We start from the raw sequence: 14,988 nt of genomic DNA, 5'->3' as shown, positions 1-14,988 counted from the left end.
GGCCGAGCTTGCCCCCTCCGGCCCTCTGGGCCACCTCCCCCGCATCGCGGGGGAGGATCTTTCAGAGACACCTTGACCCCTTCGGCTCCTGGCCTTCTGATCATTGATAACAATGATACGGGAGGGAGCCGTCATGCCGGCCAACGGGCGCAAGAGCATCTTCATCACCGGGGCCGCCAGCGGTATCGGCCTGGCCTGCGCCAAGCGCTTCGCCGCGGCGGGCTGGTTCATCGGGCTGTCGGACATCGACAAGACCGGGCTGAAGGCCGCCCTGCAGGCGATCGGACCGGAGAACGGCTCCATCCATCCGCTGGACGTCCGCGACCGCGACGGCTGGGCCAACGCCCTGGGTGAATTCGGGCGCGAGACCGACGGCAAGGCCGATGTGTTGCTGAACAACGCCGGGGTCGCGCGGTTCGGGGTGTTGGAGGACCTGTCCGACGCCGACTGCGACATCCAGATCGACGTCAACATCAAGGGCGTGATCAACGGCGCCCGCGCGGGCCTGCCGCTGCTGCGGGCGGCCGGCGGACGGCTGATCAACATCGCCTCGTGCGCCGGGCTTTACGGCTCGCCGAAGCTGGCGGTCTATTCGGCCACCAAGTTCGCGGTGCGCGGCCTGTCCGAGGCCCTGGACGTCGAATACGCCCGGCACGGGGTCAGCGTCGCCTGCGTCATGCCGTGGTTCGTCGAGACGCCGATACTGAACGCCGGGGCCTCAGGCTCCAACGAGCACATGGCCGACGCCCTGCGGGCGGGCGGACTGGAGGTCTATCCCGTCGAGGACGCCGCCCAGGCGGTGTGGGACGCGGCGCACGGCAAGCAGCTGCACTACTTCGTGGGCAAGCGGGCGAAGCAGATGCGCTTCGCCACCAGCCACATGCCCAATGCGGTCAGGAAGCAGCTCCGCTCCCGGCCCCTACTGTCGTCTTGAGGCCTTCCAGCGGCGCGCGGTCGGACGAGACCGGGATCGCCTTGGTCGAGGCCGGGGCCTTGGCCGACGTCGCCAAGGCCGGCGTCGTCTTGGCGGCCGTGGCGATCGGGGCGGAGGCCGGCTCGGTGACCGCCGCGCCGATCGGTCCGCCCATGCCCGGAGCGTTCGTCGAGGCGGGCTCGACGCGACCCAGGGCGCTGGCGGCGTAGACCACCGGCGGACGGCCGTCAGCCGTCAAGCTGGCGATCTCGGACGGCGCGATGTCGTCGGCGCTCGGCAGGCGCGAGGGCGCGTAGTTGGACACCCCACCGCGGCCGAAGCGATAGAAGATGTGCATGCCGACCTGGGCGACGCGCAGCAGGCGCGGACCCCAGCCGGGCGAAACGTTGGTCGTGTGGAAGTGCGTGGCCGCGCCGACCTCGCTGGGCATCGAGCCCGCCAGGGTGCGCGAGGCGATCTTGCGGGCCCGGGCCCAGGCGCCGACGTCGCGGGCGCGGCGCATCGAGCCGTCGCAGGCGAAGCTGAACTGGCAGCCCGTGCGGTTGACCGCGCCTTGGAAGACCACGCCGCAGATCGACTTCGGGAAGGCCGGATGGCGCACGCGGTTCATCACCACCTGGGCCACGGCCGCCTGGCCGCTGGGGGTCTCGCCCCGGGCTTCATAATAGACGGCGTCGGCCAGGCATTCGAGCTCGCGCGAACTCTCCAGGGCGTTGCCCAGTTGGAACGGGGAGCTCCCCCCGACGTTGAATGCGGAGCCGAAGCTGGCGCGCAGCATCAACGGACCGGTGCGGCCGCTCTGGCCGGGCAGCAGGTTCGAGCCGGCGCTGTCGAGACGGGCGGCCAACTGCTGGGTCTGACGGTCGCTGCGTTCGACCGCGGCGAAGAGATAGGGATCATGACGCTTGGCCACGGCAAGGGCGCCGGGGTCCATACGCGTAGAAGCGCTGAGCATCGCCGCTTCGGAGAAGTTCCCCGAAGCGCCTTCCGCCAATCGGGCGACGCGGGCATGGGTTGAGGCCGATTGAGCCAGACCACCCAGCAGGTAAACGCCGCCCAGAGCCAGACCCGTGATGGATCCGACCAATACGGCGCCGACCAGCCCGCGCGCATCCGCGCGCGTCTGCGACTTGATATACAAAACTCGTGTCCTGCGCGGCGAGGGCGCTCGGGCCCCCCGACAAAAACCGCCCCGAAACCCCCGGTAAATCCACTGCGGGGAGCGCTTCGAAGCGGAGACCCGGCCGTATCACGATGTGGCCAAGGTCCTGCTTGTAGCGGCTTATGACGTATCCGTGACCGACTCGCAAGCACTTGCTGCGCTGCAACATGCCCACTGCGCTCAGAAGTCGCACAGTTGAAAGGTTAACGCGTTGAATCATCGCGAAAAGCTGGACGATCAAGAGCGTCGTTTTTTTGGAGACGGAAACGCCTTGTCGCACCTGTGTTCGCCGATTTCTGAACCGCCTTCGGCGGCGCCGCATCGTTACTCGACGAGGACATAAACCTTAATATTCGCGCCGGACGAAGACTCAGAACACGGAGCTTCGCCCAGCCCAAACCGCCCCCTACTTTCCCCTCACCAGCCGCCGCCCCTCGACGAACAGCTTGGTCAAATAGACACCCGCCGCGACGACCATCATGACCTTGAAGGACAGGTCGACGGTCTCCTGCAGGCGGACCAGATTCTCGCCCGGCGCGGTGGGGAGCATCAGGGTGATCAGCGGCTGGGCCGGCCACAGGATGGCGACCAGGGCCAGGCCGCCCAGCGAACAGATCAGCTCCAGGCTGGCGCGCGGCCGCACCCAGCCCGGCTTGACCACCACGATCAGGGACGAGAGCGCCTGCGCCACCGAAAAGGCCAGGATCGGCCAGTACAGCGCCTTCAGCACCGGGCTCAGCGCGATCCCGACGTCGCCGCCATTATGAACGAGCGCCCCCATCGGGAACGGCAGCAGCCGGGTCCACCAGGCGATGAACAGCAGGGTGACGATCAGCTCGAACAGCCCCTCGAAGCGGCTCTTCACGAACAGCCCCTTGCCCTGCGGGATGTGCGGCAGGTCGCTGGCCTTCCACTGGCTGAAGTCGCCCAGCCTGATCCAGCCGCGCTCGACCGCCGCGCCGACCAGGGTGGCGCAGCCGATCAGGGTGAGCGCCGAGGCGATGAAGTCGTTGACCACGCCGCTGATCGTGTGCGGCCCGCCCTGCCCCGTGACCAGCAGGATCCCCGCCGGGATGATCGCGGCGATCGCGGCGATGGCCAGCAGCACCTTCACGCCGAATTCCCAGAACGGATAGAGCTCCGGCCCGATCAGGGCGGTGCGGGGGCCATAGCGGCCGGCCACGGCGATCGGGTGGCCTATGTCGCGCAGCAGGGCCTCGATCTCGCGCTTGTCGAGCGGACGGCGAAGAACGGCCTCCTGCTCCTCGACGCGGTTCATGATCAGGTCGCGCAGCTCGGCGATGATGTCCTGGCGCTGGTCCTTGGGCAGGAGAGCCGAAACGGCGGCGAGGTAACGATCGATCAGATCGCTCATGGTCTTGTCCCCTTGAGAGTGAGAGGCCGGCTTCACAGCAGCGGCTCGAGGGCGGCGTTGATCGCGCGCCATTCGTCGGCGAGGCGGGCCAGCACGCGCCGCCCCTCGTCCGACAACTGGTAGAAACGCTTCTTGCGCTTGTCTTCCTCGCGCCATTCGCTGGCCAGCAGCCCCTGGGTCTCCAGCCGGCGCAGCATCGGATAGAGCGCGCCTTCGTCGATCTCCACGCCCACGACCCGCAGGGCCTGGCGCAGGCTGTAGCCGTAGCGCTCCTCCCGCAGCTGGGCGAGGACGGCCAGGATCAGGCTCCCCCGCCGCAGCTCCTGGCGGAGCGATTCGAAGATGTCGGTGTCAGTCGGCATTGAGTGTGCGTCGCATAGTGTGTGGCACATGGTGTGTGATACACACTGTATGACATACAGTACATACCGGAGTCAACGGCCAAGGAACGCCGGTCGGCTTCGCGGCTTTTCTCCGGCGAACGAGACGGAGGCTTTCGAATGCTCGGCGACCAGGACGCCCAGGCCACGGTGGCGGTGACGGACTTGAAGACGGCGCGGCCGTTCTATGAGGAGGTCCTGGGCCTCAAGCCCCTCCCCTCGGACCAACCCCGCGTCCAGGCCTTCCAGGCCGGCAAATCGCTGGTGCTGGTCTACGAGTCCCAGTTCGCCGGCGGCAACAAGGCCACGGTGCTGACCTGGGCGCTGGGCGAGACTTTCGACTCGGCGGTGGAAATGCTGAGAGGCCGGGGCGTCGTCTTCGAGCGCTATGACCTGCCGGGCATGAGCCGCGACGGCGACGTTCATTTGTCCGGCGGGATGCGGGTCGTCTGGTTCAAGGACCCGGACGGCAACATCCTCAGCCTCGGCAACTACTGAACCCCGCGATGACGGACCTCGGCCGCTTCGTCGAAGCCCAGACCGCCACCTATGACACCGCCCTCGCCGAGTTGAAGCGCGGCCGGAAGACCAGCCACTGGATGTGGTTCGTGTTCCCGCAGGTCGCCGGCCTGGGCCGCGGCCCGACCGCCCGCTTCTACGCCATCGCCGACCTCGACGAGGCCCGCGCCTATCTGGCCCACCCCGTGCTGGGGCGGCGCCTGATCGAGGCGGTCGAGGCTATCCTGGCCCTGCCCAGCCGCGACGCCCAAGCCGTGTTCGGATCACCCGACGACCTGAAGCTCCGCTCGTCCCTGACCCTGTTCCAGGCCGCCGCGCCGGACGAACCGCGCTTCCGGAACGCGCTGGACAAGTACTTCGCCGGCGCGCCCGATCCGCTGACGCTGGCCCGGCTTTAAAAACATCCCTGAGTTGACACTCGAAAGAATTCGCGTCAGCTTCACGACCGTACCGGGGGCGTGAATTCCGATGTGTCGACGGACGCACGACGTCCTAGCGCGCCTGTTTCCGCACGTCCGTTTGTCTCGTCGCGTAGGCCTGCAACCGGGGCGCACATGTCGCTGAAGCCGATCGCCGACTATGCCGAATATGGCCTGCTGATCTGGCTGGCCGTGATCGCGGCCGTGTTGCTGCTGAAGGGCTTCTCCGGCGGAGACGTCCGGGGGCTGATCGTCAATCCCAAGACCGGCGGCGTGTCGCCCGCGCGGCTGCAGGCCCTGGGCGTCGTGGTCGCCTTCGCCGTCTGGTACGCGACCCTGGGGCTGCAGGCGATCTCGGCCCATGCCGACAAGCTGCCCGAACTTCCGACCGAGGCGCTCTCGATCCTGGCCGCCAGCCTCGGCGTGCACATCGGCGGCAAGTTCTATGAACGCACCTGAGGGGGAAGCATCATGATCAACACGCCGTGGGGCCTCTTAGCCTACGTCGTCGGCATCGGCGTCGTCGCCATCATCCTGAGCTTCGCGGCCGTGGTCGCCTGGCGGCTGGCCACCAAGCGGGGCGAGCTGGACGGGCTGATCGCCGAGATCCCGTCGGAGACGGCGCTGAAGGCGGCCCTGGTCGCGGCCGTCACCGCCGCCGGCGGCCAGGCCCCGACCGCCGACGCCGTGGCCGCCGCCGTCCGCCGCGTGCCGGTCAAGGCCAGCCTGTCGCGCTTCCAGTTCCTGATCTTCACCTTCGTGGTGGCCGGGCTGTTCCTGCTGCTGTCGATCGAGGCCGGGGCCTTCGTCGAGGTGCCGCCGACCGTGCTGGGCCTGATCGGCATCAGCGGCGGCAGCTTCATCATCTCCAAGGGCATCTCCAGCAACAGCAGCGGCGGCACGGGCGGCCAGGCCAACACCGGCGACACGACCCAGACCTGACCCCGCCCTGATCCCTGCCCTGATCCCTGAACGGGAGAGACCGACATGATCCGCTCGCTCTTGAGCGCCGCGATCCTGGCGCTGACGCCCGCCCTCGCGTTCGCTCAAGCCACGCCGCCGGGGACGCCGCGGAAGGGCGCAAGGGCCGATCCGGCCCCGGCCGCCTGCCTGGCCCGCTTCGCCCAGGTCGGCCTGCCCCGTCATCGCGGCGACGACGAACTGGCCAAGCAGATCCTGATCTGCCGCGACGGCTACGCCGTGTCGTTCAACAAGGAGACGCGCAATCCCGACTGGGTGATCGAGCGGCTGTCGCCCGCCGCCCTGACCGGGACCGCCAAGCGTGCCGACAACTTCCGCGCCGATCCCGACGCCAAGGGCTTCAGCCCGACGCCGCAGGACTATACCGACCCGGCCAATCCCCGTGATCGCGGCCATCAGGCCCCGGCGGCCGACTTCAAGTCCAGCCAGCCCCAGACCGACGACAGCTTCTACATGAGCAACATGTCGCCGCAGGTGGGAGCCGGCTTCAACCGCGCCCAGTGGCGGTTCCTGGAGGAGGACGTGCGCGCGGCCGTGCTGTGCGGCGGCCACCAGGACGTGATCGTGATCACCGGCCCGATCTACGGCTCCAGCGCCCTGTGGATCGGCAAGGGCCCGTACAAGATCCTGTCGCCGGCCGCCTACTTCAAGGTGCTGTACGACGTGACGCGCGGCCGGGCGATCGGCTTCCGCCTCGACAACAAGGCCTACAAGAAGACCCCGTCCGACAAGTTCATCGTCCCGATCAGCCAACTCGAGGTCGAGACCGGCCTCGATTTCCTGACCGCCCTCCCCCGCCGCGACCAGAACATCCTGGAGAGCAGCAAGGGCAGTTTCTGGGGACACGGGCAGGGCTGCGCGAACGCGGTGAAGGACTGACCCTTTCCTGAATGGACAGAAACGCGCCGGCGGCGCGGGAGACGACAATGATCCAGCTCGACATCAGCGTCAGTGGCGCTCCCCAGGTGAAGGGGAGCAAGTGGAGCGCGAAGGTCCATGGCTCGACCGAGCCGGCCTTCCTGGTGGGCGAGACCGTGGCGTTCAAGGACGGCGACGGCCAGCATCGCGGCCTCTATCAACCCAGCCTGAGCAAGCTGCCCAAGCTCTACTACGATCGTCAGGCGGCGGCGGCCTCGATCGGCCTCTGGGCGCACTTCATGTGGCCGACGGTCACCGCGGAGGGCGGCGGGCATCATCTGGTGCTCAACACCTATGACCGGGCCCGCTTCACCTTCGGCTTCTATCAGCTGGCGGCGCACACGCCCAAGGACAACCTCATCCTGCTGTTCCGCGCGCTGCTGAAGCTGCCCAAGGCGGCGGACTATTTCCCCGACCTGCATCTGGTCGACGGCAAGGTCTGGCGGACGGACGACGCGACATCGTATTCGCTCGAGGCCGAGACCCAGGTCCATCGCCCCAACGGCAAGGTCGAGACCCAGCTGGTCGGGTTCATGAGCTATCTCAACCCCGACACCACCACGGCGGGCGAGACCGAGGTCCGCAACGGCGCCAAGCTGATGCACTGGCTGCTGAACGACCCGCTGGCGATCGACGCCTCGGTCAAGGTCGCCTCAGGCATCATGCGCCGCAAGGTCCAGGCCGCGGCCAACCGTTACGGCCTGGTCGGCAAGGACCCCCGGCTGGCCATCTGGGCGTCCGACATCACCCACCAGGGCCGGGGCGTGGACAAGATCGCCGCCGCCCTGGCCCGACCCACCCTGGCGGCGCAGCTGACCGCCCTGTCGGCCATCGGCTCCGACACCTATCCGGCGCGCTGCACGACCGTCGCCGCCAAGATCGCCCAGCTGCACACCGAGGCGGTGTTCGACGGCGTCACCCTCGGCGACGCCAAGCTGCCGCTAAGCTAGGCGGACCCCGGTCGGCCGCCCGGGACCGGAGCGGCCGGAAGCTCAACCGAGCATTGTCCGCCGCTTGGGAACATGCTGTGTTTGGGCATGGTCCTGCTCGCCCCCTTCGCCCTTGCCGCCGCCCTCGCCGCCCAGACCGCGCCGGGTCAAGCGGCGGCCGACCTCAAGACCGAGGTCGCGGCCGTCGCCGACATGCTGTTCACCGGCAAGAACGATCCCTCGCTCTGCAAGCCGGTCGAGGCCCGGCTGGCGCGGATCGAGGCCGATCCCGGGCTGAAGGACCTGCCCTCGCCCTTCCAGCGCGTGGCCCTGCTGATGGTGCTGGCCTGCGCCAAGGCGGATTCGCCCACCGCGCTGTCGGCCGCCACGCGCCTGGCGCCGATCGCCCAGGACCCTGGCGAGATTCAGGCCGCCAACTGGACGCTGCTACGGGACGGCGAGCGCCGGCGCGACGCCAAGACTTTCATCGGCGCGGTCGGCCGCCTGATCGACGTGGACGCGAGCGTCTTCGCCGACACCGATCCGCGCGCCTTCGGCTGGGCGACCGAGCGCGCCCGGGGCGATGCGGCCCTGACCGCCGACCTGCTCACCCACCTGCGCGCGGTGCCGTGGCGCGACGCCGCCGGCCGCGACGCCGTCGACAACGGCTGGGCCCAGTCCCTGGCGCGCCTCGCCGTCGAGGACGGCGACAGGACCAAGGCTCTCGCCCTGCTGGACCGCACGACGGACCCGCTCGCGCTGCTCGACGTGGCCCAGGATCGCCGCTTCGAGAAGATCTGGCCCGAGATGGAGGCCGCCGGCCGCTTCGACTGGCTCAAGGTCCAGACGATCGACCTGGAGCGCTGGCGCGACGCGCGTCGTCGCCAGCCCGAGCTGCTGATGAACGTCGCCGGCGAAATCGACGCCCTTCGCGCGCTCGGCCGGTATGACGAGGCCTTGGTCCTGGGCGAGGACCACGTCCGCCGCCTGAAGGCCGGGGAGAAATTCGAGGACGCCGACGCCCAGCGCTCGTGGATGCTCAACAGCCACGCCTACACCCTGTCCGCCCTCGGCCGTTACGAGGACGCCGACAGGATCATGGTCGAGGCCGAGGGCAAGGACGGAGTCAGCCAGCGCATCAACCGGGCCGAGCTACTGATCGACGCCGGCCAGGCCGCGCGGGCGCTGAAGGTGCTCGACTCGGTCAAGGAGAAGCAAAGCTCGCCTTTCGGCCTTATGTGGCGCGACGCGGGCCTAGCCTGCGCCAAGGCCCAGTTGGGCGACCTGGCCGCCGCCCGCGCCATGGCCCAGACGATGGTCGCGCGCTGGAAGGACAATGGCGGCGCGGTCACCAAGGCCCAGGTCTGCGCCGAGCAGCTCGACGAAGCCGCCGCCCTCTATGTCCAGCGGCTCGACGACCCGGTCACCCGCGGCGTAGCGCTGGAGGCTTTCCGCACGGCCCGCCCGCCGCCTGGCGAGTCCGCCTATGAAAAGACCTTCCGCGCCCGCCTCAAGAGCGTTCAGGCCCGCCCCGAGGTCCAGGCCGCCGTCGCCCGCTGGGGCCGCGTGCTGACCGTGCCGCTGGCAGGAACCTACTGGGGACGGATCTAGCACCGCCCCTCCCGCCAGGCTGCTGCCACTCCGCGTCAGCAGGCCCACTAGCCGTGAGCCTCGCGGGTCCCTAACTTGGGGCCATGCCTCGCACCCCCGACACCGCGCCTCTTGGGGGCGTTTCCGACGTCTCGACGCCCTTCGTCTTGGATGTCGTCCAGGACGTCGCCGACGCCGCCATGCCCATGCTGTGGACCCCGCACCGCCCCGCGCGGCCGGACAAGTCCGAGGGCGGTAAAAAGTTCAAGCTGGTCTCCGACTACCAGCCGGCCGGCGACCAGCCGACGGCGATCAAGGAACTGGTCGACGGCATCAACGCCCGCGACCAGGATCAGGTGCTGCTGGGCGTCACGGGCTCGGGCAAGACCTTCACCATGGCCCAGGTCATCGCCGCCACCCAGCGCCCGGCGCTGATCCTGGCCCCGAACAAGACCCTGGCCGCCCAGCTCTACAGCGAGATGAAGTCGTTCTTTCCGGAGAACGCGGTCGAGTACTTCGTCAGCTATTACGACTACTACCAGCCGGAGGCCTATGTGCCCCGGACCGACACCTATATCGAGAAGGACAGCTCCATCAACGAGCAGATCGACCGGATGCGCCACTCGGCCACCCGGGCGATCCTGGAGCGCGACGACGTCATCGTCGTGGCCTCGGTCAGCTGCATCTACGGCATCGGCTCGGTCGAGACCTACACGGCCATGACCTTCACCCTGACGGTCGGCGACCGGGTGGACGAGAAGCAGCTGATCGCCGACCTGGTGGCCCAGCAGTACAAGCGCAACGAGGTGGCCTTCGAGCGCGGCACGTTCCGCCGCCGGGGCGACACCATCGAGATCTTCCCCGCCCACTATGAGGACCGCGCCTGGCGCGTGACCCTGTTCGGCGACGAGGTCGAGGCGATCTCCGAGTTCGACACCATGACCGGCAAGAAGACCGCCGACATGGAGACCATCAAGGTCTACGCCAACAGCCACCACGTCACCCCGCGCCCGACCCTGCGCCAGGCGATCATCGCCATCCGCGCCGAGCTGAAGGAGCGCCTGGCCTGGATGTACGAGAACGGCAAGCTGCTGGAGGCCCAGCGCCTGGAGCAGCGCACCAATTTCGACCTGGAGATGATCGAGACCACCGGCTCGTGCGCCGGCATCGAGAACTACAGCCGCTACCTCTCCGGCCGCCAGCCGGGCGAGCCGCCGCCGACCTTCTTCGAATATATCCCCGACAACGCCCTGCTGTTCACCGACGAGAGCCACCAGACGGTTCCGCAGATCGGCGCCATGTACAAGGGCGACCGCAATCGCAAATGGACCCTCGCCGAGTACGGCTTCCGCCTGCCCAGCGCGCTCGACAACCGCCCCCTCAAGTTCGAGGAGTGGGACGCCATGCGGCCGCAGACGGTGCACGTCAGCGCCACCCCCGCCTCGTGGGAAATGGAGCGGGCCGGCGGCGTCTTCGCCGAGCAGGTGATCCGTCCCACCGGCCTGATCGACCCGCCGGTCGAGGTGCGCCCGGTCGCCAAGGACGGCGCCAGCCAGGTCGACGACGTGGTCGACGAGATCCGCCAGACCATCAAGAAGGGCTACCGCACCCTGGTCACCGTCCTGACCAAGAAGATGGCCGAGGACCTGACCGAGTACCTGACCGAACAGGGCATCCGCGTCCGCTACATGCACTCCGACGTCGACACCCTGGAGCGCATCGAGATCATCCGCGAGCTGCGGATGGGCAATATCGACGTGCTGGTCGGCATCAACCTGCTGCGCGAGGGCCTGGACATCCCCGAGTGCGGCTTCGTGGCCATTCTCGACGCCGACAAGGAAGGCTTCCTGCGCTCGGAGACCTCGCTGATCCAGACCATCGGCCGCGCCGCGCGCAACGTCGACGGCAAGGTCGTGCTCTATGCCGACCGGATCACCGGCTCGATGGAGCGGGCCATGGCCGAGACCGCCCGCCGCCGCGAGAAGCAGCACGCCTATAACCTCGAGCACGGCATCACGCCCGAGAGCGTCAAGCGCGACATCAAGGACATCCTCAACAGCCCCTACGAGCGCGGCGACCGCGTTCTGGTCCCCATGGGCATGTCCGAGACCGACGACCGCCCATTCAGCGGCGACAACTTCAAGGCCGCGCTCAAGGACCTGGAGGCCAAGATGCGCGAGGCCGCCGCCAACCTCGAGTTCGAGACCGCCGCGCGCCTGCGCGACGAGATCAAGCGCATGAAGCTGATGGACCTGGAATTCGCCAACGAGGTCCTGGCCGCGACGGGGGACGAGGTCGACAAGTCGGCGCCGAAGCGCCTGCGGGCCGAGATCCGCCAGGAGAAGGCCGAGGAGTTCCGCAAGAAGCGGAAGTAGCACGGCCGAGGATAAACTCCGAGCCGGAGGGGGCCAGCTGGACACATGCCGCGCGGGCTCCCCTCTCCCCATTGTGGGAGAGGGGAACCGGCGAAGCCGGTGGAGGAGGTCAGCGCTCGCCTACCAGCCCTTCATCGTGTCGTAGTTGTCGCTGAAGATGATGTTGTAGACGATCCACTTCGCGCCATTGTCATAGGCCTGGAAGCGCATGAACAAAGGCGCGCTCTCCAGCCGCGCCATATAGACCGCCACGACGAAGCCGTCCGCCGGCCTGCTCGTGCCCACCAGCTGCCAGTCTCGCAGCCCGCCGTAATAGCGCAGGCCGTTCTCGGTCCCGGCGACGGCCTGCTCGAGCTCCGCCTGCTTCTTGCTCATCAGGGTGCCGGCGAAGGCTTGCGTGTAGGCTTCGGAGACCTTGCCGGCCTTTAGCGACGTCATGAACGCATCGACCTTGGCCTGAACCGCCGCCGGCGGCCCCTCAGGCGCCTCGTCCGCCCGCGCGGCGATTGGCGCCAGGCAGAGAACAAAGGCCGCGACCGCGGCGACGGGGGAGATAAGACGAAACATGGATAGCGCCCTCGACTGATAGATCAGCTTAGGCGACCTCGGGGAAAAAGTGCAATCTTTGGGGGAGCGGGCGGCGACGGGGGCTGAGGCCCCGGTGTTTTAGCGGTAGGGCGATTGAGCGCCACACGCAGCCCTCGGGCGGTGCGCCTATCAAATCCCATGGAGGCTGCAACTTGCCGGGCTTCCTTGAGGGGCCTGATCAGACCTGCGATCGTCTCGCCGCGAGATGTGAGGCAGGCGCACTTCCGGGGTGAAAGGGGGCTTTCGCCAAGCAGGGTCGCGCGCCGGAAACCCTCTCTCATGGGGAGACGGTTTCGAGAACTCGGCCCCCTCCGCGCGGCGATCGAGCGGGCGTGCTCGTCGGCGCGGGGGAAGCTCTGCAACTGCACCATCCCTAAGGTAGTCGACCCTGGAACACAGAAACGACGGTGGATTCAGGCTGAGGAGAACGGGAGGTCCGGGCAACCCGGACAGCCGGGACCGGATTTCGCCATCCGGCCGCTCCCCTACCCCACCATCGCCGCCAGCCGGCCGCGAATGAGCGCTTCGGCCTCGGCGACGATGCGGTCGACCAGGTCCTTCACGGTCGGGATGTCGTGGATCAGGCCCTGGACCATGCCGGCGCTCCAGATGCCGCCGTCGGTGTCGCCCTTGGCCAGGGCGTCGCGGCCTCGCGTGCCGGCGACCAGATGAGCGACGTCCTCGAACTTGGCGCCGCCGGCCCGCTCGATTTGCACGACCTCCTGGCTGACGGCGTTGCGCATGACGCGGGCCGTATTGTGCAGGGTGCGGAAGATCAGGTCGGTCTGGCGCTCGTCATTGGCGACCATCTGCTCCTTGAAGGCCATCGGGATCGGGGCCTCCTGGGTGACGCAGAAGCGAGTGCCCATGTTGACGCCGTCGGCGCCCAGGGCCAGGGCCGCCACCAGGCCGCGCGCATCGGCTATGCCGCCCGAGGCCAGCATCGGGATCTTCACCTTGTCGGCGGCGGCGGCGATCAGGATCAGGCCGGGGATGTCGTCCTCGCCCGGATGGCCGGCGCACTCGAAGCCGTCGATCGAGATGGCGTCGACGCCCATCCGCTCGGCGCTGAGGGCATGGCGGACGGCGGTGCACTTGTGGATCACCTTGACCCCGTGGGCTTTCAAGTCGTCCACGTGCTCTTGAGGCTTGTAGCCGGCGGTCTCGACGATCTTGACGCCGCTCTCGATGATCGCGGCCCGGTACTCGGCATAGGGCGGCGGGGTCATGGCCGGCAGGATGGTCAGGTTCACCCCGAACGGCTTGTCGGTGAGGTCGCGGGTGCGGGCGATCTCCTTGGCCAGGGCTTCCGGCGTCGGCTGGGTCAGGGCGGTCAGGAAGCCCAGCGCCCCGGCATTGGCGACGGCGCTGACCAACTCGGCCTTGCCGACCCACTGCATACCGCCCTGGGCGATCGGGTGCTCGACGCCGAACAGCGCGGTGAAACGGGTCTTGATGGCCATGGCTGGGTCGCTCCCTCTGGTTTTGGGAGACTATGCCGGGGTGACCTTAGGGGCAGGCAAGCGCCTTCAGCGCCGCCCCATCCGCGCCAGCGCGTTTGCCCGGACGATGGTGCGGTCCGTCATGCATTCCTCGCCGTCCATCTTGCCCTGCCGGCCGTATTGCGTCTCGTCATAGTAGGGCAGGCACGCGGCGTCGCGGTCCTTGATCCAGGCGCGCTGCTCGTCGCGCAGGGCCAGCCTCTGGGCGGGCTTCAGCCGGGCCATCAGCGCCTTGTAGACCCGGTTGAGCCGGGCGTCCTCGTCGGCGCGCGGGCCGGCGAAGCACTGGAACAGCTCCATGTTCGACGCGCCCGGCCGGGCGCAACGGTCGCGGGCGGTCTCGCCGTGCGCTTGAGAGGCGGCGGGCGCGGCCAGCAGCAGAAGTGAGGCGACGGCGAGGACGCGGATCATCTGGGCAAGCTCCACCGGGGGAACACCACCTTAGCGCGCACCTCGCCGAACGCCAGTGCTTCTAGGTGGTGTGGACTCTTAGGATTCCCATTGAACTAGGCTTGTGATTCAAAGCTGTCTTTTGGAGGCAGCCTTGGGTGTGATGGATCGCCTTGTCTTGGACGACGCGGCATGGGCGCGGATTGAGCCGCTGATCATTGGCCGTCCGGATCAGAAGGGCTCGACAGGCCGCGACAACCGGATGTTTGTCGAGGCCGTGCTCTGGCTGGTCCGGACGGGCTCGCCCTGGCGCGACCTGCCCGAAGTGTTCGGCGACTGGAACAGCGTCTTCCGGCGTTTCAGTCGATGGAGCGCCAAGGGGGTGTGGTGGCGGATCTTCGCGGCGATGTCGGACGATCCAGACTTTGAATACCTGATTGTGGATTCCACCATCGTTCGCGCCCACCAGCATGCGGCGGGGGCAAAAAAAGGGGGTCTGAAGATCAGGCCATTGGTCGTTCGCGCGGTGGCCTGAGCACCAAGATCCACATGGCCGTCCGAGGCCTGGGCTGCCCGGTCAACTTCACCCTCACCGCCGGACAGAAGGGCGACGCGCCCCAGGCCGGCCCGTTGATCCAGGATCTCCCCGCCAAGGTCGTCATGGCTGACACCGCCTACGACGCCGACCACCTGCGCCAGGCCATCGCCGACAAGGGCGCTATCGCCGTCATTCCCAACAATCCGTCCCGCGCCCGCAAGTATGCGCTGGACAAGGCCCTCTACGCCCAGCGCCACCTCGTTGAGTGCTGTTTCTCCAAGCTCAAGCAGTTCCGCAGGGTCGCCACTCGCTTCGAGAAGACCGCCAGGAACTACCTCGCCGTCGTCACCCTCGCCGCCATCGTCCTATGGCTGCGGTAAGTGTCCAC

General features: G+C 68.1%; 16 protein-coding genes. 10 read left to right on the top strand and 6 right to left on the bottom strand.

Going from position 1 to position 14,988, the window contains the following annotated elements:
- Positions 1–103 precede the first annotated feature (103 nt).
- The gene (locus ACW175_RS03695; RefSeq protein WP_492103305.1) at positions 104–934 is read left to right on the top strand and encodes an SDR family oxidoreductase; all 831 of its coding nucleotides are present in this window, start codon (positions 104–106) and stop codon (positions 932–934) included.
- Here ACW175_RS03695 and ACW175_RS03690 read toward each other — a convergent pair.
- The 3 genes from ACW175_RS03690 to ACW175_RS03680 form a co-directional block, all read right to left on the bottom strand.
- Positions 894–2,075, bottom strand: coding sequence for a cell wall hydrolase (locus ACW175_RS03690; RefSeq protein ID WP_492103304.1), 1,182 nt, complete (start codon positions 2,073–2,075; stop codon positions 894–896). The genes ACW175_RS03695 and ACW175_RS03690 overlap by 41 nt on opposite strands.
- Positions 2,076–2,502: 427 nt before the next feature.
- On the bottom strand, positions 2,503–3,471 hold the full coding sequence (locus ACW175_RS03685; protein ID WP_492103303.1) for an HAAS signaling domain-containing protein: 969 nt from the start codon (positions 3,469–3,471) through the stop codon (positions 2,503–2,505).
- A 32-nt stretch (positions 3,472–3,503) separates the two neighbouring features.
- Complete coding sequence (locus ACW175_RS03680) at positions 3,504–3,833, bottom strand: PadR family transcriptional regulator (RefSeq protein ID WP_492103302.1); 330 nt, start codon at positions 3,831–3,833, stop codon at positions 3,504–3,506.
- Positions 3,834–3,971: 138 nt separating this feature from the next.
- Between ACW175_RS03680 and ACW175_RS03675 the strand changes: the two genes are divergently transcribed.
- From ACW175_RS03675 to uvrB, 8 genes are all read left to right on the top strand, one after another.
- Positions 3,972–4,349, top strand: a complete 378-nt coding sequence (locus ACW175_RS03675; RefSeq protein WP_492103301.1) for a VOC family protein — start codon at positions 3,972–3,974, stop codon at positions 4,347–4,349.
- A gap of 8 nt (positions 4,350–4,357) precedes the next feature.
- Positions 4,358–4,768, top strand: a complete 411-nt coding sequence (locus tag ACW175_RS03670; RefSeq protein WP_492103300.1) for a DUF1810 domain-containing protein — start codon at positions 4,358–4,360, stop codon at positions 4,766–4,768.
- 156 nt (positions 4,769–4,924) lie between these two features.
- Positions 4,925–5,248 (top strand): hypothetical protein, encoded by a 324-nt coding sequence (locus ACW175_RS03665; RefSeq protein WP_492103299.1) that lies wholly within the window; start codon positions 4,925–4,927, stop codon positions 5,246–5,248.
- A 12-nt stretch (positions 5,249–5,260) separates the two neighbouring features.
- Positions 5,261–5,731 carry a hypothetical protein gene (locus tag ACW175_RS03660; protein ID WP_492103298.1) on the top strand — a complete coding sequence of 157 codons (471 nt, stop codon included), beginning with the start codon at positions 5,261–5,263 and terminating at the stop codon, positions 5,729–5,731.
- Positions 5,732–5,776: 45 nt separating this feature from the next.
- Complete coding sequence (locus ACW175_RS03655; RefSeq protein WP_492103297.1) at positions 5,777–6,649, top strand: DNA/RNA non-specific endonuclease; 873 nt, start codon at positions 5,777–5,779, stop codon at positions 6,647–6,649.
- Positions 6,650–6,696: 47 nt separating this feature from the next.
- Positions 6,697–7,638, top strand: coding sequence for a hypothetical protein (locus tag ACW175_RS03650; protein WP_492103296.1), 942 nt, complete (start codon positions 6,697–6,699; stop codon positions 7,636–7,638).
- Between the two features lie 87 nt (positions 7,639–7,725).
- A complete protein-coding gene (locus ACW175_RS03645; RefSeq protein WP_492103295.1) occupies positions 7,726–9,228 on the top strand; it encodes a tetratricopeptide repeat protein in 1,503 nt (500 codons plus the stop codon).
- Positions 9,229–9,311: 83 nt separating this feature from the next.
- The gene (gene uvrB, locus ACW175_RS03640) at positions 9,312–11,582 is read left to right on the top strand and encodes an excinuclease ABC subunit UvrB (RefSeq protein ID WP_492103294.1); all 2,271 of its coding nucleotides are present in this window, start codon (positions 9,312–9,314) and stop codon (positions 11,580–11,582) included.
- Positions 11,583–11,702: 120 nt separating this feature from the next.
- On the opposite strand, the gene ACW175_RS03635 is transcribed toward uvrB, so the two are convergent.
- The 3 genes from ACW175_RS03635 to ACW175_RS03625 all read right to left on the bottom strand — a co-directional run bounded on the left by ACW175_RS03635 (position 11,703) and on the right by ACW175_RS03625 (position 14,083).
- Positions 11,703–12,149 carry a hypothetical protein gene (locus tag ACW175_RS03635; protein ID WP_492103293.1) on the bottom strand — a complete coding sequence of 149 codons (447 nt, stop codon included), beginning with the start codon at positions 12,147–12,149 and terminating at the stop codon, positions 11,703–11,705.
- Positions 12,150–12,655: 506 nt separating this feature from the next.
- Entirely contained in the window at positions 12,656–13,633 is a 978-nt protein-coding gene (locus ACW175_RS03630) for an NAD(P)H-dependent flavin oxidoreductase (protein WP_492103292.1), read from the bottom strand.
- 66 nt (positions 13,634–13,699) lie between these two features.
- Positions 13,700–14,083 (bottom strand): lysozyme inhibitor LprI family protein, encoded by a 384-nt coding sequence (locus ACW175_RS03625; RefSeq protein ID WP_492103291.1) that lies wholly within the window; start codon positions 14,081–14,083, stop codon positions 13,700–13,702.
- Between the two features lie 133 nt (positions 14,084–14,216).
- Here ACW175_RS03625 and ACW175_RS03620 point away from each other — a divergent pair.
- A protein-coding gene (locus ACW175_RS03620) for an IS5 family transposase (protein WP_492101412.1) occupies positions 14,217–14,980 on the top strand; the annotation gives its coding sequence in 2 pieces (ribosomal slippage) (positions 14,217–14,552 and positions 14,555–14,980; 762 coding nt in all).
- The last annotated feature ends 8 nt before the right edge of the window (positions 14,981–14,988 follow it).

This window comes from Caulobacter sp. FV1ye6ST (genome assembly GCF_058681225.1).
The sequence above is the reverse complement of the archived record's forward strand: the minus strand, read 5'-3'. Positions and strand labels throughout refer to the sequence as shown.